This is a genomic window from Ekhidna sp. (genome assembly GCF_963691765.1).
In the GTDB taxonomy this organism is placed as follows: domain Bacteria; phylum Bacteroidota; class Bacteroidia; order Cytophagales; family Cyclobacteriaceae; genus Ekhidna.
The window spans coordinates 1,506,199-1,527,788 of the sequence record NZ_OY829375.1; the positions used below are offsets into that span (position 1 = coordinate 1,506,199).

At 40.2% G+C, this 21,590-nt stretch carries 11 protein-coding genes; 3 read left to right on the plus strand and 8 right to left on the minus strand.

Translation table 11 applies throughout. The annotated features are described in order from the left end of the window. Positions 1-46 precede the first annotated feature (46 nt). Positions 47-868 carry a 1-acyl-sn-glycerol-3-phosphate acyltransferase gene (locus ACY650_RS07080; protein WP_462253165.1) on the plus strand — a complete coding sequence of 274 codons (822 nt, stop codon included), beginning with the start codon at positions 47-49 and terminating at the stop codon, positions 866-868. Next, positions 869-1,798, plus strand: a complete 930-nt coding sequence (locus ACY650_RS07085) for a GNAT family N-acetyltransferase (RefSeq protein ID WP_462253167.1) — start codon at positions 869-871, stop codon at positions 1,796-1,798. It abuts the gene before it with no gap. Here the strand turns inward: ACY650_RS07085 and ACY650_RS07090 are convergent. Next, on the minus strand, positions 1,795-3,171 hold the full coding sequence (locus tag ACY650_RS07090; RefSeq protein ID WP_462253169.1) for a sugar porter family MFS transporter: 1,377 nt from the start codon (positions 3,169-3,171) through the stop codon (positions 1,795-1,797). The genes ACY650_RS07085 and ACY650_RS07090 overlap by 4 nt on opposite strands. A gap of 189 nt (positions 3,172-3,360) precedes the next feature. Between ACY650_RS07090 and bglX the strand changes: the two genes are divergently transcribed. Beyond that, the gene (gene bglX / locus ACY650_RS07095) at positions 3,361-5,601 is read left to right on the plus strand and encodes a beta-glucosidase BglX (RefSeq protein WP_462253171.1); all 2,241 of its coding nucleotides are present in this window, start codon (positions 3,361-3,363) and stop codon (positions 5,599-5,601) included. 44 nt (positions 5,602-5,645) lie between these two features. On the opposite strand, the gene ACY650_RS07100 is transcribed toward bglX, so the two are convergent. From ACY650_RS07100 to ACY650_RS07130, 7 genes are all read right to left on the minus strand, one after another. Continuing rightward, the gene (locus ACY650_RS07100) at positions 5,646-6,995 is read right to left on the minus strand and encodes a GntP family permease (protein WP_462253173.1); all 1,350 of its coding nucleotides are present in this window, start codon (positions 6,993-6,995) and stop codon (positions 5,646-5,648) included. Positions 6,996-6,998: 3 nt separating this feature from the next. Next, a complete protein-coding gene (gndA, locus tag ACY650_RS07105) occupies positions 6,999-8,390 on the minus strand; it encodes an NADP-dependent phosphogluconate dehydrogenase (RefSeq protein ID WP_462253175.1) in 1,392 nt (463 codons plus the stop codon). Beyond that, positions 8,383-8,868: a gluconokinase gene (locus ACY650_RS07110; RefSeq protein WP_462253177.1), complete on the minus strand. Its 486-nt coding sequence runs from the start codon at positions 8,866-8,868 to the stop codon at positions 8,383-8,385. Before ACY650_RS07110 ends, gndA begins: the two co-directional genes overlap by 8 nt. Before the next feature lie 119 nt (positions 8,869-8,987). Continuing rightward, the gene (locus ACY650_RS07115) at positions 8,988-12,281 is read right to left on the minus strand and encodes a VCBS repeat-containing protein (RefSeq protein ID WP_462253179.1); all 3,294 of its coding nucleotides are present in this window, start codon (positions 12,279-12,281) and stop codon (positions 8,988-8,990) included. 72 nt (positions 12,282-12,353) lie between these two features. Then, complete coding sequence (locus ACY650_RS07120) at positions 12,354-14,036, minus strand: RagB/SusD family nutrient uptake outer membrane protein (RefSeq protein ID WP_462253181.1); 1,683 nt, start codon at positions 14,034-14,036, stop codon at positions 12,354-12,356. 31 nt (positions 14,037-14,067) lie between these two features. Then, positions 14,068-17,217, minus strand: a complete 3,150-nt coding sequence (locus tag ACY650_RS07125) for a SusC/RagA family TonB-linked outer membrane protein (RefSeq protein ID WP_462253183.1) — start codon at positions 17,215-17,217, stop codon at positions 14,068-14,070. A gap of 218 nt (positions 17,218-17,435) precedes the next feature. After that, positions 17,436-21,527, minus strand: a complete 4,092-nt coding sequence (locus ACY650_RS07130; RefSeq protein WP_462253185.1) for a two-component regulator propeller domain-containing protein — start codon at positions 21,525-21,527, stop codon at positions 17,436-17,438. Between the last annotated feature and the right edge of the window lie 63 nt (positions 21,528-21,590).

A 21,590-nucleotide genomic window follows, 5' to 3' on the forward strand; every position in this document is an offset into this window, starting at 1 on the left:
TTCTTCTTGCCCAAACCCAGAAACCATTTTATCATTGCTTTTGGCAATGAAGAAGTTTATAGAAGTTCGCAGGCTAATCGCCGATAAAAACCCAACTATTTTGAAGTGGCTTCCTGGATTTATTATCCGTTGGGTAGAGCGAATCATACACCAAGATCGTATCAATGATTTCATGCATAGGAATGAAAATTCGGATGCGTTTCGATTTTGTGAAAATGCAGTGAAAGAGTTGAACTTACAGCTTGATATAAAGGGAGTTGAGAACATTCCTCAGGCGCCAGAAAGCTGCATATTTGTTGCCAATCATCCATTTGGAGGTATGGATGCGATAACGATCATATACTTGTTGAAAGATATTAGACCCGATATTAGCTTTATCGTCAACGATCTGCTTATGGCGGTTACTAACCTTAAAGAGAAGTTTGTAGGGGTTAATAAGCTTGGTCGAAATGCCTCACAATCGCTACAAAAAGTAGAAGAACAATTTGCTTCCGGAACAGCTACTTTTCTTTTTCCTGCCGGATTGGTAAGTCGTGAAATCAATGGCGAGGTGATGGATCTGGAATGGAAAAAAACATTTGTAACCAAGGCAAAAAAATATGGCAAGCCGGTAATTCCCGTTCATATTGATGGGAGGCTCACCAAGCGATTCTATCGTCTGGCTCGCATCAGAAAATTTTTAGGCATTAAATTGAACATAGAAATGTTTCTTCTTGCCGATGAACTATTCAAACAACAAGACAAGGAAATTGACATAGTAGTTGGTACTCCAATCTCGTCTGAGACATTCTCGAAGGAGAAGACTGATTTTGAATGGGCGCAATGGACGAAAGAAGAAGTATATAAATTGAAGAAGGCACAAGCATAGATGAGTGAACAACGAGAAATAGTACCTCCAATTGATCGAGACCTAATAGAGCAAGAGCTCAATGATGATCGTTTTGTTCGCGATACCAACAAGGGGAATAACAAGATCTACATTGTAAATCATCACAACTCTCCTAATACCATGCGCGAAATAGGAAGGCTACGAGAGGTTTCGTTTCGCTATGCCGGCGGTGGCACAGGAGAAGAAGTGGATATTGATGAAGCAGATACGTGCGAAAGATGCTATGAACAGCTTGTAGTATACAGTCCTGAAGATCGAGAGATCATAGGCGGGTATCGATTCATTACCGGAGAAAGAGCAAAAGATCCTGAAACCGGCGAATTCGAACTATCCACTGCTCACTACTTCAATTTTTCAAATCAGATGAAGGATGAGTTCCTTCCTTACTCGATAGAGCTTGGAAGGTCATGGGTACAACCTAACTATCAGCCCTCTATTAACCCTCGAAAAGGGCTTTTTGCTTTGATGAATATTTGGGATGGCCTCGGGTGCCTAACCACTCAGTTTCCCGAGATAAAGTACTTCTTTGGGAAAGTAACGATGTATACCAGCTACAACTCTGAAGCTCGTGACATCCTGCTTTCTTTCATGCAACACTATTTTCCAAACAAATTGAACTTATGCCAGCCTAAGGAGGAACTTTATTCAGGTTTCGACTCATCAATCTTTAATGAGCAGTTTACATCAGGCATGGATTATCAAGAGGGATTTAAACTCTTACACAAGCTACTTAAAGAGAGAGGAGAATTTGTGCCTCCTCTTATTAACATCTACATGAGCCTTTCGTCAACAATGATGACGTTTGGAACCGCCAAAAATCCGGATTTTGGAGATGTGGAAGAAACCGCCATCCTGGTTACGATTGCTGATATTCACCAAGAGGTGATCGATCGGCACGTGAACTATTAAGATTTCCAAACACTCTCCAATTCTTCCAAAGATTTCCCCTTGGTCTCAGGAATAAACTTTACCGTAAGGAAAATGGTGAATGCTATGAATGCCATAAAAATGAAATAAGGCAAAGACCCGTTCCAAGGTGCGGCGTTATTTACTTCGCTACCCATCACACGAGGAAATGTTTGAGCCACAAAGCCATTGAAAAGCCATTGTGCGGCAACTGCGATTGACATGGCTATGCCTCGTATTTTGTTTGGAAACATCTCTGATAATAGAACCCAAACCACCGGTCCCATAGACATTGCAAATGAGCCAATGAATATCAAGATTCCCAGCAATGAAAGCACTCCAACTGATTCGGTCATTAGTGTAATACTTAGTAAGCCGAACCCTAAAATCATGCCCAGAGAGCCAACTATTATTAATGGTTTTCTTCCCCATTTATCCACTGTGAACATGGCCAGGAATGTGAATCCAAAATTGACACCTGCAAGTAAAATCTGCTGTGCTAAGATGTCTTCCTCACCGAATCCAAGAGCTTTCTCGAAAATGTCTGCTCCATAATACAGTACCGCATTGATCCCTGTAAATTGCTGAAGCACCGAGAGTGCTGTTCCAACTAGGACGATGAATAAAAATGGTTTTTTAGTAATACTAGCCATCGATGAGGTATCACTTTTCTCAATCGACTCTGATATTTGATCAAATTCTGATGCTGCTACTTCTGACCCATGCATTTTTTCTAATAGCTCCTTTGCCTCCTCATTTCTGCCTTTAAGTACCAGCCATCTTGGACTTTTGGGAACAAAGAACAATAGGACTAGAAATAGCCCACAAGGAATTAATTCTGACCAGAACATGTCTCTCCAACCATTGGCAATGCGGTATTCCAGATCTCCAGAATTTCCAATCATGTACGTGGCTAAGAAGACTACAAAAAAACCGGTGACTATTGCCATCTGATAGAAAGTCACCATTTTACCTCGCTTGGCACTGGGAGAGATTTCAGCAATGTACATAGGTGCATTCATCGATGCTACCCCTATCCCTATACCTCCAATCAATCGAAAGAAAATGAGCAAATTCAAACTTTCTGGTAAGAAGGAAGGAAGTCCAGAACCCCAAGCCGAAATGGTGAATAAAATTGCAGATATAATTAAAGATTTTTTCCTTCCAATCCACTCACTTATAAACCCTGAAAATACAGCCCCTATTACGCAGCCATAAAGTGCACTGCTAACGATATCCCCCTTCATTCCATCAGTTAGCTCAAAGTACTTACTAAAATAAAATTGAGTCCCGTTGATAACACCAGTGTCATAGCCAAACAAAAGTCCTCCAAGAGAGGCAATTGCTGTAATCAGAATCAGGTTGTTCTTTTTCATTTCGTTGGGTTTATAGACTCATCTCTAGAGTCATTTATAAATCTTGATCTTCACAAGGATAACCATCATAAATATAACAATGTGACCGTTTTTCCTCTTTAGTTCAAATACCCTTCTACTTTGAACCCTTTGTCCATCTTATTAGCCAGGGCATTTTTTACTATTGCTTTACCAATTATGTACAGAAATATGAAGTATCAATTTATCACAACAGCATTTGCATTGCTACTATTATCCTGCTCTGAACCGCAGGAAACGTCAACATCAAGTATTGAGCGAAAAGTAGATAGCGTGTTGAGCAAAATGTCTCTAGAAGAAAAAATTGGTCAAACTGCTTTACGAGGGACTTCATCGAGAGGCAGTGGTTTATCTGAAGAGATTAAAGAGCAAGTGCGAAATGGTGAGATTGGCGCCATGCTAAATGTGATGAACACAGATCATATCAAAGAACTTCAAACCATAGCCATCGAAGAAAGTCCAAACGGAATTCCTCTCATATTCGCACGTGATGTGATTCATGGCTTCAAGACCATTTTCCCAATCCCACTTGGGCAGGCTGCTAGCTGGAACTTAGAACTGGTCGAACAAGGATCTCGAATCGCCTCCATTGAAGCCTCCGCTCAAGGTATTCGCTGGACATTTGCTCCGATGATCGATATTGCTAGAGATCCAAGGTGGGGACGAATTGCAGAATCCCCGGGCGAGGATCCATTTTTAGCCTCTGAGATTTCCAAAGCTTCTGTCATTGGATTTCAAGCGGAAAGCTTATCTGATCCATCGTCTATGGTAGCGTGCGCAAAGCACTTTGCAGGATATGGTGCGGCAATCGGAGGACGTGATTACAATACAGCTATTATCAATGACGAACTCTTGTATAATGTTTACTTACCGCCATTCAAAGCAGCTGTTGATGTGGGAGTTGGCAGCTTTATGACAAGTTTTAACGAGCTCAATGGTGTGCCCGCTTCAGGAAACCAGTTTTTGCTCAAAGAAATACTAAGAGACCAATGGAATTTTGATGGATTTGTGGTTAGTGATTGGGATTCTGTAATCGAGATGATCCCGCATGGTTTTGCTGAAGATGAGAAAGAAGCCGCACTCAAGGCAGGTTTAGCAGGACTCGACATGGAGATGACAAGCAAAACCTATGAAGAAAATCTGGCAATGCTTGTTGAAGAGCAAACTATCGACATGGACCAACTTGATGTGATGGTCAGAAACATCTTAAGAGTAAAATTTAGAATGAACCTATTCGAGGAGCCTCATTTTAATCAAGAAAATAAATCGTATTTACCTGAGCACCTAGAAGCAGCGAAATCAGCAGCAATCGAAAGTATGGTTCTTTTAAAGAATGAAGATGTATTGCCGCTCAACCCAGATCAGAAAAAAATCGCCTTAATAGGACCATTAGCTAATGCTCCACATGAACAACTTGGGACTTGGACATTCGATGGTGAAAAAGAGCATACTATAACTCCACTTGCAACTTTGAGAGAAAAATATTCCGGTCAAATAAATTTCGCGGAAGGAATGACGCACAGCAGAGACAAATCCAAAAAAGGATTTGATAAAGCTTTACTGGCAGCTAAAAAATCAGATATAATCGTATTCATTGGTGGAGAGGAAGCCATTTTATCTGGAGAAGCCCATAGCCGAGCAAATATTGATCTACCAGGAGCTCAGGAAGAATTAATACAAGAACTAGCCAAACTGGACAAACCATTGGTATTGGTAATAATGGCAGGCAGACCTATCACACTTGGAAATATTATTGACGATGTGGATGCTATTTTGATGGCCTGGCATCCGGGTACTATGGGAGGCCCTGCATTGGAAGAAATCTTAACTGGATCCATTTCTCCTTCGGGCAGACTGCCTGTCACCTGGCCAAGAAGTGTTGGTCAAGTTCCAATATTTTATAATCATAAGAACACTGGCAGACCAGCCTCTGCAGATTCCTATGTTGGCATTGAGGATATCCCTATTGAGGCTTGGCAAAGTTCATTAGGCAATGAATCTCATTATTTAGATGATGGATATACTCCATTATTTCCATTCGGATATGGACTTACCTACTCTCAATTTGAGTACGGAGAGATCGCAATAAATCAGGATCAATTCGTAGAAGGTGAGGCACTAGAAGTTAAATATACGATTACAAATACCGGAGATAGTAAAGCTGCTGAGGTTGTTCAATATTATTTTCAGGATGTCTCAGCAAGTATCACAAGACCTGTCAGAGAACTTGTCGGTTTTGATAAGATTGAATTGGAACCCGGTGAGTCTAAATCGATGACCTTCTTACTGCCAGTAGAAAAACTTAGCTACTATAACAAGGACGGAAAATCTATGCTAGAGCCTGGAAAATTCAATTTTTGGGTAGCCCCAAATGCTGAATCTGGAGAAAAAATTTCATTTGAAGTTAGGTGATAAAAAGGCAGGAAGTCACGCCTCTTCAGGCTTCCTGCTATTATTTATAATCCCAGTATGGTCGCCACAATCAAAACACAAACAAAGCTTACCAATGAAAGGATTGTGGTCATCAGTGTCCAACTGGCAAATGACTGCTTTTCAGTCAAGCCGAGGTACTGCTTTACGAGCCAGAATCCACTGTCATTTACATGAGACATTACAGAAGCTCCCGATGCGATGGTTATTGCTGTAAGTGCTTTTAATGATGCCACACTATCGGCACCAATAAGTGGAGAAACCAACCCAGCAGCTGTGATCATAGCTACCGTGCTGGACCCTTGCAGAACCCGAACTATTGCGGCAACGATATAGGCGAAAAGAAAGATGGAAAGATCTTTATCCGTAAACCAAGAAGCTAACATCTCCCCCGTGCCTGTATCAATTAAAACTTGCTTGAAAGCACCACCTGCTCCTGTCAATAAAATGATTGTTCCTGCTGGAGCTAGTGATTTTGTGCTCATCTCCTGCAGCGCTTCACGAGAAACCCCTCTCTTGACCCCCAATGTGTATAATGCCAGCAGATTGGCCATGATCAGCGCAACAAACGGGTGACCAACGATTTGAACAAAATTTTTCAGGCCAACTAAAGAACCTTCGGAACCAACAAGATTGCTACTCAAAACAGTATTAAGAACGATCAGCATTATTGGCAACCCAACGATCAAAACAGTATTGCGTAAGAGCGAAGTATCCAATTCTTCATCAGCATCTACATTGCTACTTGGGGCTTCAACAAAAATCTTTCTTGAAATAAATTTTGCAAATACGGGTCCACTTACAATAGCTGTGGGCAGTCCTATCAGAAATCCAAAAAGAATAACTAAGCCTAAATCCGTGTTTAAAATTTCAGCAATTGCGATTGGCCCTGGAGTCGGTGGGATGAATGCGTGTGTTATGGCAAGCCCAGCCAATAGTGGAATTGCATACAACAGTATGGATTTTTTTGTTCGCCTTTGAAGTGCATAGACAAGCGGTATTAAAATGATAAAAGCTACATCGAAGAACACAGGAATAGCGACAAAAAAACCTGCTACCACCATGGCCCAGCTGGCATTCTTTTCTCCAAATTTTCTGAGAAGATATTGAGCAATAGCTTGTGCGCCACCTGACTGCTCCAGAATAGCTCCAAAAATGGCTCCAAGGCCTACAACGATCGCGACATAGCCCAAAGTGCCACCCATTCCAGATTGGATCGTCTTGATAAGTGCCTCAGGAGGCATACCTGCCAATAAGCCCACCAAAATGCTTGAAATAAGCATTGCAATAAAGGCCTGCAAACGCACAATCAAAATAAGGAGTAAAAGAACGCCTACTCCAACGAGCACCGATGATAATAACCAAAAATCAATCATCACCTACCAGTTCGTATGGAAGAAAACACCGCGCTTCGAGTCCGTTCTTTCATAGGTATGAGCACCAAAAAAATCACGCTGCGCCTGCAATAGATTAGCGGGTAAGTTGCCTGCGGTAATCCCAAGCCAATATTGATATGCCGAGGAGACAACAGGAGATGGGCTTTTAGCCTCTATCACATATTTTAAATATAGAGAGACCGCCTCCTCTGCTTGCGTAAGTTGCTCTAATGTATGCTTGGAATCAAAGAGGTCTTGTTGTTCTCTGAATAATGGGATCAATCTTTCCATTAGGCTTGATCGGATGATGCATCCGTTGGTCCATACTCTAGCTATTTCTGAGAGGTCAATGTCCCAGCCGTTTTTGTTTGACAATTCATTTATCAAAGCAAAGCCTTGTTGATGATTGACAATTCTGGCAAATCGATAGGTATCTTCAATTATGCTCTCTTCAATATCCTGAATATTGACATCTCGCTTGACTTGTCTTGAAATTGCAACCCTGCGATCCTTCTGAGCTGATATATACCTAGCAAAAACTGCATCGGTCATCATGGTTGTGGCCATGCCATTCCCAAGTGATATCTGACTCGACCATGACCCGGTTCCTTTATTTGCAGCTCGATCTAATATTAGATCTAACAGGTATTGATCTCCTTCCTTTTTTCTAAGGATCTGGACAGTAATACCAAGCAAGTAACTGGATAAATCAGATTTATTCCAGCTTTCAAAAATGTCTGATATTTCCTCGTTGGACTTGGTGTGTCTCATCACCTCATAACATTCAGCTATGAGTTGCATCTCAGCATATTCTATCCCATTATGTATTGTCTTCACAAAGTTTCCAGCACCTCCCGGTCCTACAAAGCTGCAACACGGTTTTTCAGAAGCATCCTTGGCGGCGATACTCTCAAGTACTGGAGACACATTTTGATAGGCCTTTTTGGATCCTCCAGGCATGATAGAAGGTCCTTTCAAAGCACCTTCCTCACCCCCGGATATGCCACAACCTAAGTATTGAATCCCATGCTCTTCAACTTTTGCAATACGCTTTTCGGTATCTAAATAATGTGAGTTTCCACCATCAATGATGATATCATCCTTATCAAGGTAAGTGATCAACCCATCTATAACACTATCTACCGCAGGCCCCGCGCTTACCATGAGCAAGATCTTTCTTGGCGATTCTAGTGAATGGACAAAATCTTTTAATTCAGAGAATCCTATAACCAAATCCTGATGTTCATTCTCCTTCATAAAATCAGTCAGTAAATGAGCTTCTTGATCAGTATTACGATTATATACAGAGAGGGAAAAGTTGTTTCGAAGGATATTCAATGCCAGGCTCTTCCCCATCACTCCCAGGCCGATTAATCCAAATGATGATTTACTCATTTAGTAATTGTCTTAAGATGTTATTAATAATCGCATTGGGATCCTTTAAAATGTCCACTTTGATAGCATTTGCAGGCTCTTCTAAGATACTCAATTGTGACTCAAGCATATTCGCCCCCATAAAATGATCATTGCGATTGAGCATCCTTTTTCTCAAGGTACGCTCAGATCCATGAAGGAAAATCCAGTTTATTTTTTCAACCGATGTCCCTAGTAAATCCCTATAAGATTGTTTTAATGCTGAACAGGTAAATACTGCTCCATACTTGTGCTCACTATCTTGTAAAAGGCCATTGATTCTCTTTAACCATGGCCTCCTGTCAAAATCATTCAATGGAATGCCTTTAGACATCTTCTCGATGTTCTTATCGGGATGATAATCATCCCCTTCATAGAAGGGCAGATTCAGTCTCTCCGCAATTCCTCTACCGATGGTGGATTTCCCACTGCCACTTACTCCCATGACAACTACTAGCATAATGAATTCAAGTTTGGTGTATTGAACTATTCAATTACACTCCAAACTTCATCAAGTAATGTGCTTCAAGACCAAGTGATTCGGTTCGTAATAGACTGGTGAATGTTTCAAGCGAATACTTATTCGCTAGATTTCTGATAAATCTGCATCGGACCGTTATTATTTGCAATGACCAAAGCAGCCCTTCCATTCATTTCAATCACTGAAGAATGCTTAGCATCATGTTTGATTATCAGGCCACTTTCATTCATTGAAACAGGAGTAAATTCTCCATTGCCACTCCCCAGCATAAGCAGTCCAATACCTGCATCTGCACGAGGTGTCTCCACTTCGGAAGCGTGTAAATTTCCAATCAACAAAACATCTAGGTTTTCATCGCCATTCACATCCAATATCTGGATGTCATTTACTGGTGATATTTGAGCGATCTCAGGTAAGTCCAACGCTGTAAAACTTCCATCACCATTGTTTTGCAAATATTTACTAGCAAAAGTATTGGCGCTATAATGCAGTGAACTAGAAAGGGCGTCTGTTCCAAAAATGTCTTGCACTGTTGCAGTTGAGAATGAATTGTAATCTTTAAATGCTGATTTAAGAGCTGGAATTTGTTGAGAAGAACATTGTCTACCTCGCACTGGGAACTGAGCTCCAAAATTGTAATAGCTTAAGACTATATCATCCTTTCCATTTAGATCGAAGTCTTTTACAAAAACATCAAATGGTTCTTCCAGCGATGCTTTGTATTTATAGTTTTTTCCAAGATTCCCAAGTATTAAATCTTGATCCCCATCATTATCTATATCACCGCTTTCTAGACTGAACCACCAACCTTTACTATCAGCTACTAATGTTTGAGGTGGCAGTAAACGCTCCCCTGTATTTTCAAACCACAACACATCCATCCACTCGCCAGCAACGATCAGATCTTCAACTTTGTCATTATTAACGTCCATCCACAACGCATCAGTAACCATACCGGCTTTTGAGATTGTAGGAGCCAGCTCTTGCGTTTGATCTTCAAAAGTCAAAGTGCCTGTTTCCAATTTATTTACAAGTAAATGACTCGTACCAGGAAAAGGATAGTGCCTTGGCGACAACCGTCCTCCAACAAAGAGATCTAGATCACCATCATTGTCAAAATCAAATGGTCGTATGCAACCTCCACTGGAGTAAAATTTAGGTAAGCTGGCAGACTCAATCAACTGACCATCCTCATTGAGAAATAGCTGATCTTGATAATTTCCTGAAAGACTGTCGTATTCATTCCCTCCATTCACCACATATAAATCGAGGTCTCCATCATTGTCAGCATCGAAAAACGTAGCGTCAATATTTTCATAATTTTCTCCCTCGAAGGTCTGAGCAGTAATGAAGGTGCCTATTGAAGTCTGGAGGTAGGTTTTCGGATTTTGGCCGATAGCTGCGCCAATAAAAATATCATCCAACCCATCTCCATTGATATCTCCAGTAGCTAAAGCTGGACCGAGGTTGGACATTTTATGAGGCATTAGCACTTGAAATGCATAGTCATTGAAGTTGTTTTCTTTATGTATAAATAAAGAATCGACCGATTCATTTCTCGCTACGAATTGCGTTTGATTTTGAGAACTAGGTTGCTCAGAGTCCGAGCTTTCTTCTTGTGCTATCGAAATGGTTTGATTGCCTTGTACTCCAGCAATGGTAGAAACACCTCCATCGGGCCAGTTTACAACGATCGAATCCACACTATTTATTGATCCTAATCCGAAATGACTTATTGGTTCAACCGAAGACTGGAATCCACGACTTAGCATAACATGATTGGTTTGCTGAGAACCATTTGCATAAATGGTAATCTTGCTTCCAATTCCATAGCTATTTGAACTTTTGCCTTTAAGTCTAACTCTAAGGAAATTCGACTTCCCTTGATCGTTCAATGTGTTTTTATAAATCCAGCTGACTGAATCGATGTTATTTACTACCAAATCCAGATCTCCATCATTATCTAAATCACCATATGCACTCCCATTAGAAAATCCTTTTTGATCAAGATTCCAACTTTCAGTTTCGTTCGTAAATCCTATTTTCTTGTTGTTCAAATAGAAATAGTTTGCTACCGGTTCAGAAGGAATATTGAGGGCAGCTTCTAACAATTCTTGAGGAGTCATTTTACCCCTTTGACTTTCTATAGCATTAAAGTAATCCTTATTGTTGATCTCACGTCTTGTGCCATTGGTAATGAATAAATCTTTCCAGCCATCATTATTAAAATCTGCAAATAACGGAGCCCAACTCCAATCAGTAGAAGTGACATTAGCCAAAGCTGCAATATTGCTTAGCACAGGCAGATTATTGTCAACCCCCCTATTTAGCTGGAGCGTATTGTACATGTACTGATAATGAAATCCATTATTGACGGTACTCCAGAAAAGAGAAACATCCATACTTGCCATATTAGCCTTAGATCTTCGATTGTCTTCGGCAGACATATCTACTTGGAAAAAATCCGTTAATCCATCATTGTTAATATCAGCAGCATCGGCACCCATGCTGTAAAATGAGGTCTGCTTTGTGGTGGATTTTAATTGGTCTGTGAATGTGCCATCCCCGTTATTGATGAAGAAGTAATCCGGCGTACTGAAGTCATTCGAGACGTAGATATCTTGCCAACCATCGTTGTTAAAATCAGCAACTGTCGCACTTATTGAAAGGCCAAAAGACAGAAGGCCTGCCTCTCTCGTGGCGTCCACATACTTCCCATTTCCATCGTTACGATATAGACGATCACTCTTTTCTTCAGTGACCGTATTCATGAGATACTTGTACTTAAAGTTTGGTGTCTTGAAACTGGTGATCGGGTAATTTGCTACATATAAATCCAAATCCCCATCATTATCATAATCAAAGAAAGTGGACTGAATGGAATTTCCATTGTCAGCGATCCCATATTCGGCAGCTTGTTCTGAGAATTGAAGCTCGCCTTCATTAATGTAGAGTAAATTTTTACGATTTTCTTGAGGACCTGAAACACTGACATAAATATCTTGTAAACCATCCTCGTTGATATCAACAACAGTAACTCCTGTATGCCATTTTTTATCGTACGACAGCCCCACACTTTCGGTGATATCCTCAAATTTTAAATCTCCTTTGTTGAGGTAAATCTGATCGGAAACCATATTTCCTGTGAAGTATACATCAAGTAGTTCATCATTGTTCAGATCTACAAGAGCAACTCCACCTCCCATATATATGTATGGATATGTGAAGTAATTGAATGTGTCTGTTTCGGTCAGTTCATTAACAAAATGAATTCCTGAAGCTTCTGGGCTCACCTTAGAAAAACCTGCTTGACCATCGACTCTTTCCTCTGACTCACATGAAAGGATTGATAGCAAGGCGATGCAAGAGAAATACCTCCAGTACTTTTTCATTTCGTTATCTATTTAATAAAAAAGGGCAATTCCAATATAATTGAAATCGCCCTGACCTGTTAAAAAACCTAATTAGTTCCAGGCATCATTTTGCGTAAGGACTCCTCCACTTATATCTATAGCCCCGCTAGGTATAGGGAAAGTAAGGAACCTTTCAGCAAATGCTCCTGGATCGTATGCTGAGATTGTTCGTTGTTCGTTTGTTTCAAAATCTGATAAGATCTGCGTAGCATCAGTGGCACCATATCTTTTCAGATCAAAGAATCTGTGACCTTCCATTGCTAACTCCAACCGTCTTTCGTGTCTCACAGCAGCTATAGCAAATGCCTGATCAGCAAAAGCAGTATATGGCTCAACGTTGTAATTGATAGCATCACTTACTGGTGTCATATCTTTTGCTCGCTGTCTTACCTGATTTACATAGTTCAATGCAGTAGCCAGATCATTGGTCTCTGCTGCTGCCTCAGCAGCCATGAGCAATACATCTGCATAGCGAATCACATTGTAGTTTAGGCCTGAAGATTGCTGACCCCAAGGACCTGAACCCTGCGCATCTGAGAAGTCTGACTCTTTATAGGTGTTTTTCTTCGACAAGTATGGTCCAGAAGACCATGCTCCACCAGCATCTCTAATCCAGTCAGCTCCTGGGTTAAGTCCCCAGCCATTGAAATCAACTCCTCTTCTACCTACTGTATAGTCGATTCTTGGATCAAGCGGATCTGTATAAATGCTGAATGCCGCCGTGCTAAGAATCTCATTATCATTCGTGATATCACTGTCATTGTATGTATCTAAAAGCGGAAGACCATCAGCTCCAGTTTTAAATGCATTCGCTAAATCTTGAGTTGGTTGGAAAAAACCACAGCAAGATCCATATGGACCTCCGGCAGGGTGATTAAGTGTAGAACCAAGGTTTCCGTTTTCTGTGCCGCTTGCTCCATCTTGAGCTGTGAACTGAATCGCAAAAACAGATTCCGATCCATTTTCTGTTGTAGACTTGAAGTTGTCTTCAAATTCAGTCTCCAATGAATAAGCACCACTTGTGATTACCTCATTCAGTACAGTAAGCGCATTACTGTATTTTCCTTGCTGTAATAATACCTTTCCTAAGTATGCTCTCGCTGACATTCCATTGGCTCGAATTGAAGCTGCTGCAGGAAGGTTATCGATAGCAAATTGGAAATCCGCCTCAATTTCAGCCCAGATATCTCCTGTGTTAGCGATGTTAGCTGTTGTATCATCCTCCGAGATATATGGCACTTTATCCCAGCTTCTCTGCAATTCAAAATTGAAGTGTCCTCTGAGAAATCGTGCTTCTGCTACTAGGTCATCAACTCCTTCTACTCCTTCAGAATTGGCGATTACATTATTAGCGGTAACTACCCCACCAATAAGCGTTTGCCATTTAGTTAGGAAATAAGGATTCGATGCATTGTAAGTATAGTTTCTGAGTTGCTCCAAGTCCGGCTGATCAGAAACATCACTTCCTTTGTGTGCATCATCCGTAATTACATCAAACCACCAGTTGTCAGGAGTACCTAACCACGGATCTCCTACATTATTACCATAAAGGTTCGCGTATGCATTTATTACAAAGAGCTCAATTGCTTCTCTTGTAAAGTTGCCTTCAGCATCCTTTAAATTTTCTTCAGACAGTACCCCCTCAGCAGGAGGTGTTTCTGTGAACGCATCGTCACATGCCGAGTACAAAAAGGCTGTTAAAAGCAATGTTATTGACAATATTCTATTTTTCATTTTCTTGAATTTTAAATTCCTAATTCAACTTTTAAAAACCGGCTTTAACTCCAATGGTGTAAACCTGAGTAAGAGGAAATCTTCCAAAATCAACACCCATACTTAAGTTCGGTTGTGCAGATGCATTTCTGTTTGTGATTTCAGGATCAAAGCCATTGTAATCAGTAATTGTGAAGAGGTTGGTGCCTTGAATGTAGACACGTAGACTTTCAAGACCTTTTACTGAAGAAAGCACACTTTGAGGAAGGTTATATCCTATCTGAAGGTTTTTCAACCTAACATAAGATCCATCCTCAACAAAATAACTGTTTGGATTAGTCTCACCATTGTCCGCTCCATTGCCATCTAATGAAGGCAAGCTAGCACCTGGATTATTTGGTGTCCATGAATCTAAGATTCGAGTACTTCTATTACCATCAAACTGAGGAAAATCAGTGAAGAACTTTGTTTGATTATAAATTTCATTGCCCTGGCTGCCTGTTACAAATAGGGAAATATCAAAGTTTTTGTATTCCACGTAAGCGTTTAATCCAAAAACAAAATCAGGATGTGGGCTGCCTAAGTTAGTTCTATCATCTGCATCGATATCTCCGTCTCCGTCCACATCTCTATATCTGAATCTACCTACACCGTCAGCATTGGTAGCAAATCCTTGATCTGGACTATTAGCCACTTCAGTTTCATTCTGGAAAATTCCAATTACATCTAAGCCGTAGAAGTATGATATAGGGTTACCCACATCAGTTCTAGTAAATGATGACCCTCTATAAACATCTCCAGGGAATGATTCAGCACTTTCATCATTAAAAGCAACCAATTCATTTTTGTAAGCAGATACATTTGCTGTGATATCATATTTCACAGCACCACCTTTTGAGTAGTTTCCGTAAGATATGCTCAAGTCAAACCCTCTGTTTTCCATCTCTCCGATATTTACAACTGGTGCGGTAGTAACTGCAGGAAGACCTGCAACTAGCGGAGCGAAAATCATATCTTCCGTATTGATTTTATAGATGTCTAATGACACATTCAAATCATTCTGAAGCATTCCAAAATCAACACCGAAGTTGATTTGTCTGGAAGTCTCCCATGTAAGATCAGGATTACCTATCTGCGTTTGAACGATACCGACTGCTTCGCCAGATCCACTTCCATCTATGTCATATGCCGATTGTTCAGAAGCAAATCCAAATAGATCGACTGTCGGGTTAGATCTAGAAATCGACTGGTTTCCAGTTTCTCCAAAAGAGAATCGAAGCTTCAAGTTAGAAATCGTAGAATTTCCTTCGAGGAACGACTCTTTATGCACGGCCCAAGCTACACTCGCTGAAGGGAATACACCCGTATTGTTAGCATCAGTGAATCTTGAAGTTTGATCTCTTCTAACAGAGAATGATGCAAAATACTTTCTGTCGTAGTTATAGTTAAGGCTACCGAAAACTGAAGCAAGCGATGTGCTGATTTCTTCGTTTGGTCTACCGTTGGTAGGATCTCCAATTGGTACACTTATTTCTTGTGCTGCTTGAATTTGAACGAAGTTCTCAGTTTCTAAGAAGAACTCTCGACCAATCACTTGTCTTTTTGTGATTTGATCCTTAACTGATTCTACACCTATCAATGCTTTGAAGTTGTGGTTATCAAAACTCTTAGTGTAAGTAGCAGTATTTGACCAAACCCAAGAAAACTGCTCGTATGTATCTTCGGTCAACTGAGTCGTTGTAATAGGCTCCGAGTGCTCTGGGTTCTGCGGAGTGACAGTTCGTCTTCTATCAACTCGATTGTTGATACCTAGTGTAGTCTTAAATGTAAGATCCTCAATCGGATCAAATTCAAGGTACGCATCTCCAAATGTTCTAAAGCTTTGTAGATTATTACCCAATGCATTTGCTCTTTCTAAGGCTGCAACTGGGTTCGCTGCATTTCCTAAACCAGCAACAGCATTACCTGCAAAATTTCCACCTTGATCCCTCACAGGTATAAATGGGTGAATTCTTGACGCAAGTGAGATTGGATTATCATCACTAGCTTCTCTAGGAATGTCCTGTTGGTTGCTCGTAGAAATATTTAAATGCTGACCAATTCTTAAATTGTCTAGTATATTGAATTCACTGTTGATTCTTCCACTGAACCTGTCATACCCGGTATTTAATACTACACCTTCTTTATCTAGGTATCCAACAGACATCATGTATCTACCTCTGTCTGTTCCACCCTGAGCTGACAGGTAATAGTTTTGGAATGACGCTGGGTCAAATATTTCATCTACCCAATCAGTACCTCCTGAGCTTGTCGGAGTGATTCTGTTGGTGTCAAAGTTGTATGGCTGATTTTCATTAGGTGATCCTAAATATTGAGGGATTGTCCCATCACCAAAAGCATCTGCCCACTGCTGAGCGCTTAATAGATCTGGGAAGTTCGTTGGATTCTGCACCCCTGCAAAAGCTTCAAAGCTAAGTTTAGGTTTGCCAGAAACCTGACCTCTCTTGGTTGTAACAATTACAATACCATTTGAAGCTCTCACCCCATAGATCGCAGTTGATGCAGCATCTTTCAATACCTGGATACTTTCTACATCTGCCGGATTGATGTCATTCATGATTGTAGGATCAGTCGTTTGCATACCATCAATGATGTATAGTGGATCGTTGCCGTTAGGCGACGCAAATCCTCTAATTCTTACCTCCGGTGCTTCACCAGGCTGTCCCTGTGTAATGACGCTCACTCCTGGCGCTCTACCTTGAAGTGCTTCAGAAACGTTTGCTACTGGAAGCTTTAAAGCTTCAGCTACAGGTACCACCGCGATAGAACCCGTAAACTCTTCTCTTGACTGACTTCCATATCCAAGTACTACTACTTCTTGTAAAGACTGTAAGTCGGTCTGTAGGTTAACAGCAATCGATGTCTGATTATTGATTGGTATTTCCTGGGTTTGGAATCCAATCGACGAAAACACCAAGACATCAGATGATGACGCATTGATTGTAAAATTCCCGTCTACATCGGTTACGTCCCCACTGTTGGTGCCTTTGACTAGAATCGTAACTCCTGGCAATCCCTCTCCGTTCTCATCAGTCACTCTTCCTGATACTGTCTGCTGAGCAAGAAGGGTAAATGAAGACGCTAAAGAAAAGATTGCTAGTAGTGCAATTCTAACCTTTTGTAAAATGTAATTTTTCTTCATGATTAATGAATTAATGATTCTCATTGAAGTATGATTTCAAAACGCCATAGCGACTTTAGGTACATACTATTTTCAACATCAAACTTCAGATTTTTTGATTGAGAAAGGCATAGGGATTCGTTCCGTTATAGACTGGTGAATGTTGCATTAATTACAGTTTTGGAGTTGAAAAACGACGAATAATTGCCAAAATGGCAAAAAATCAGGTGAAACATTTATCATGCTTCTATTTCAGTTCCATATTCCGAAGGGTTCACCCCAAATTGTTTTTTGAAACAAAACCTGAAGTATTGAAGGTCATTGAAACCTACCTCATAGGTTATTTCAGAAATGGTCATCTCATTGGATTTAATCAGCTGAGCTGCCCGCTTTAATCTAATGGACCTAATGAGCTCATTAGCTGACTGACCAACTAGCCCTTTCAATTTGCGATAAAGCTGTGTTCTGCTTAACCCCATCTCTTTGCAAACGTCATCGATGCTGAGGTCAGAATTAGACATATTTAATTCTATAAACTCAATAAGCTTGCGTAAAAATTCTTTGTCCTTAGAGACCACTTTGACCTCACTAGGAGCAAGCTCAACATTGGTATGGTCCAGTAGTTGAGACTTCAGATTTTCCCGTGACTGTAAAATGTTTCGAACACGCAGCTCTAGTAATTTTGGATTGAATGGTTTAGTCACGTAGTTATCGGCTCCGATTTCAAAACCTTTCAGTGCACTATCGTTCGAAGCCTTGGCCGTTAGTAGAATGAATGGAATATGGCAGGTTTTATCATCAAGCTTTAGCGCTTTGCATAATTCATATCCATCCATTCGAGGCATCATCACATCGGAAATGATTATATCCGGAATTTCTTGTTGAGCAATTTTCAAAGCTTTTTCTCCATCTTCAGCCTCCATGATGCGATAGTTAGAGATAAGGTGTTCGCTGATAAATAGTCTGATATCTTCATTGTCATCCACAACCAATACGATTGGTAAATTTTCATTTTCTGGATCATCTTCAACCGTTTCTACATCAGATACATCCATAGGATGCCTTCGAACATAAGGTTCTTTTTCCTTCGAATGAAAATCATCTGCTATGTATGTTTTTTCCTCATCACTCAAGTGCTCGCCACCTTTTCTTAATTCAACGACAAACTTGGTCCCTTCTCCTTCTGTGCTTGTCACATTGATCACTCCTTTGTGCAATTCAACGAGCTCTTTGGTCAATGCTAGCCCAATTCCTGTTCCTTTCTTTTCCGTACTATCAATCTGATAGAAGCGATTAAATATCAAGTCAAGTTGAGATTTGGACATGCCAATGCCTGAGTCCTCAATTATCAACTGAATGGTCGATTCCTTTTCAACTATTGAGAAGTCTATTTTTCCAAATTCCTGCGTGTATTTAAAGGCATTGGAAAGTAAGTTGACAATGATTTTTTCAAGTTTGTCTTTCTCAAAAAACAATGAAATGTCTTCCTCTGGAAACGTACACTTATAATCGATGTATTGTTTTTCCGCATACGTAGTAAAGGAATGGACAATAGGCTTCACAAATTTCACCAAATCTTGCCTGGAAGCTTGCAATTGCATGTGTCCAGCCTCCAGTTTTGATAGATCCAATAACTGATTGATCAAACTCAAAAGCCGATCTGCATTTCGAGCCATCATTTTATATTGATTTTTGGGGTCGCCTTTGAAAAACCCATCGATCATGGATTTTAACGGACTAATAATCAACGTCAGCGGAGTTCTAAATTCATGAGAAATGTTGGCAAAGAATCGAGATTTCATTGAATCGAGTTCTTTCATTTTCTCTAGTTCAATGTGTTCTATTGTGAGGTTTCTTCTAAGCCTTTCTCGTTTTATGAATAACCATCCAAAACCAAACAAGGCTGTCCCTATTAAAAGCGTATATATTATATACGCCAATGTTGTATTCCACCACGGCCTTTTAATGTGGATCTTTAAGACTGCAGCTTCTTCATTCCACTTCCCATCATTGTTTGATCCTCTGACCTGAAATTCGTAGTTGCCCGGTGGCACATTGGTATATCTTGCTTCTTGGTAGTTTGATGGCTCTATCCATTGATCATCATACCCCTTGAGCATATAGGCGATTTGATTCTTCGTGGATTTCGAATAATTGAGAATAGCATAATCAATGATAAAATCATTTGCTTCGTGCTCGAGCTCAACCCTCTTATCCTGATTACTTAGTTCAAGAATTTCTCCCAGATATATAGAATGATCTGGTCTTGTCTCAAACTCCATTGAGGTTATAAATACATCGGGAATGTTATTATTAATGGTAAATGAGCCAGGAGTAAAATGATTAAAACCTTTTATGCCACCGAATAATAAATCTCCATTGGGGGCGGTAATTGCAGCACCTTTAATAAACTCTGAAGATTGAGCTCCATCCGTTTCGTCAAAAATTCTGATTGTATTGCTTGAGGTATTTAAAACTGACAAACCATTATTCGTACTTAGCCACAGGTTGTCATTATCGTCTTCGGCAATGGCATAAATCAAATTGCTGGATAGTCCATCTTCTTTGGTAAATCGTTTAAAGGAATGATCTTCTTTATCGTATCTATTCAACCCTCCACCTTCAGTTCCTACCCAGATGACTCCATTTTGGTCTTCGAAGATGATGTTGATGATGTTATGAGAAAGGCTTGATTCGTTGTCTTCCTCGTATTCAAAAAGCTGAGACTGTTTTAAATCATAGTTTTCATCAACCTGTACTTTATATAGACCATCACCTTCAGTGCCTATCCATATATCTTCATTCGAATCCTGATAAATTACTGTTGGTCTTTCACTAGTTATTTGATTTAGCTCTTCATCAGATTGAAATAACTTTTTGAAGATGCGTTGGTCTTTCAAATAGACGCTTATTCCGGCTCTAAAGGATGCGGCCCAAATGTTCCCACGGTCATCTTCCATTAAATCGAAGAGTTGATTGCCACATGGTCCCAACTCCAACCTGCTTTTGTTATAGGTATAGGTGATGAAAGAACTTCCCTGCTTTTTCATCATCCCTCCCCAAGTCGCTAGCCAAAGGTCACCTTGCTTATCGAGTAGAACATCCAATACTGCATTGCTACCTCCATGGGTTTCTAAATCAAATTTTTGATCCACAATACCATTGACTAAATCAAAGCGATTCAATCCACCCCCGTCTGTACCCACCCAAACAAAACGACTATCAATCGCAGCAAAAGACGAAACCATGTTTTGACTAATCTCAGTATCAAGATTTGCCTTGTTGTAAACATGCTTCATCCGCTGGTGATTAGGATCAACCTTTACTACTCCACCGTTGAATGTGCCAGCCCAAAGTATTCCAAGATCATCTACCAATAGCGACCAAACCGAATTACTAATGATTGTACCTGTAGGATCTCTTAGTTGGTATTGACTAAGCTTTTGATTGGAAATGTTATAATAAAAAAGACCTCCATTTTCAGTGCCTATCCAAAGATTACCATCAGCATCTTCAGCCATTGAAAGGACTGTGAGATCCATCAATCTTTGATAAACAGGATCTTGAGAATAAAGAGGTTCAAAATGATATTGATTGTTGCGATAGTTTATTCGAGCCAAGCCTTTGTCTAACCCTAACCAAAAATTTTGGCCTTTGAACATACATACAACATTGTCGGATTGTAATCCACGTTCAGTAAGATCATACCGAGTAAAACTTGAACTACTCGGTGAATAAAGACTTAACCCTGACCATGTCCCAATCCAGATATTACCTTGATTGTCTCTTTCAATAGCAGTAGTGTGATTGCTAGAAAGGCTTTTATCATCATCAATATTGGACCAAAAACGGTCTACCTTGTTGGTGTTAAAATCTATCCGATTGATCCCTTTCGATTTTATGCCTATCCATAGGTTATTCCCCTCAAGCAATAAGCTTCCAGATGCATTGGCAGATATTGAATTTTCATCGTACGCGTTGTGCTTAAATACATGAAACGTGTCCGCCGAATAGTCATATTTTAATACTCCAGAACCTTCTGTCGCAATCCAGATATCGCCGTTTTCGTCAAGCTCAATATCTCTTACATAGCTCCCTTCCTTAAATACTTCACCATCCTTCTTTCTTGGAAAATGCTGATAGCTTATTCCATCGAATTTATTTAGTCCGTAGCGTGTGCCAAACCACAAAAACCCATACTGATCCTTTACTATCTTAGTTACGGACCCTTGAGAAATGCCTTTAGGCAATGGTTCAAAGCGAATGCCTTCTTGACTAAAAATTTCAAGGCTAAAACATAAAAACAGACCTAGGGGCAACGAAGAGCGCATTTTTCAAAACTAATAAAGTAAAATGGAATAAATACCCGTCATCTTTGGATTAGGGTTCCATGC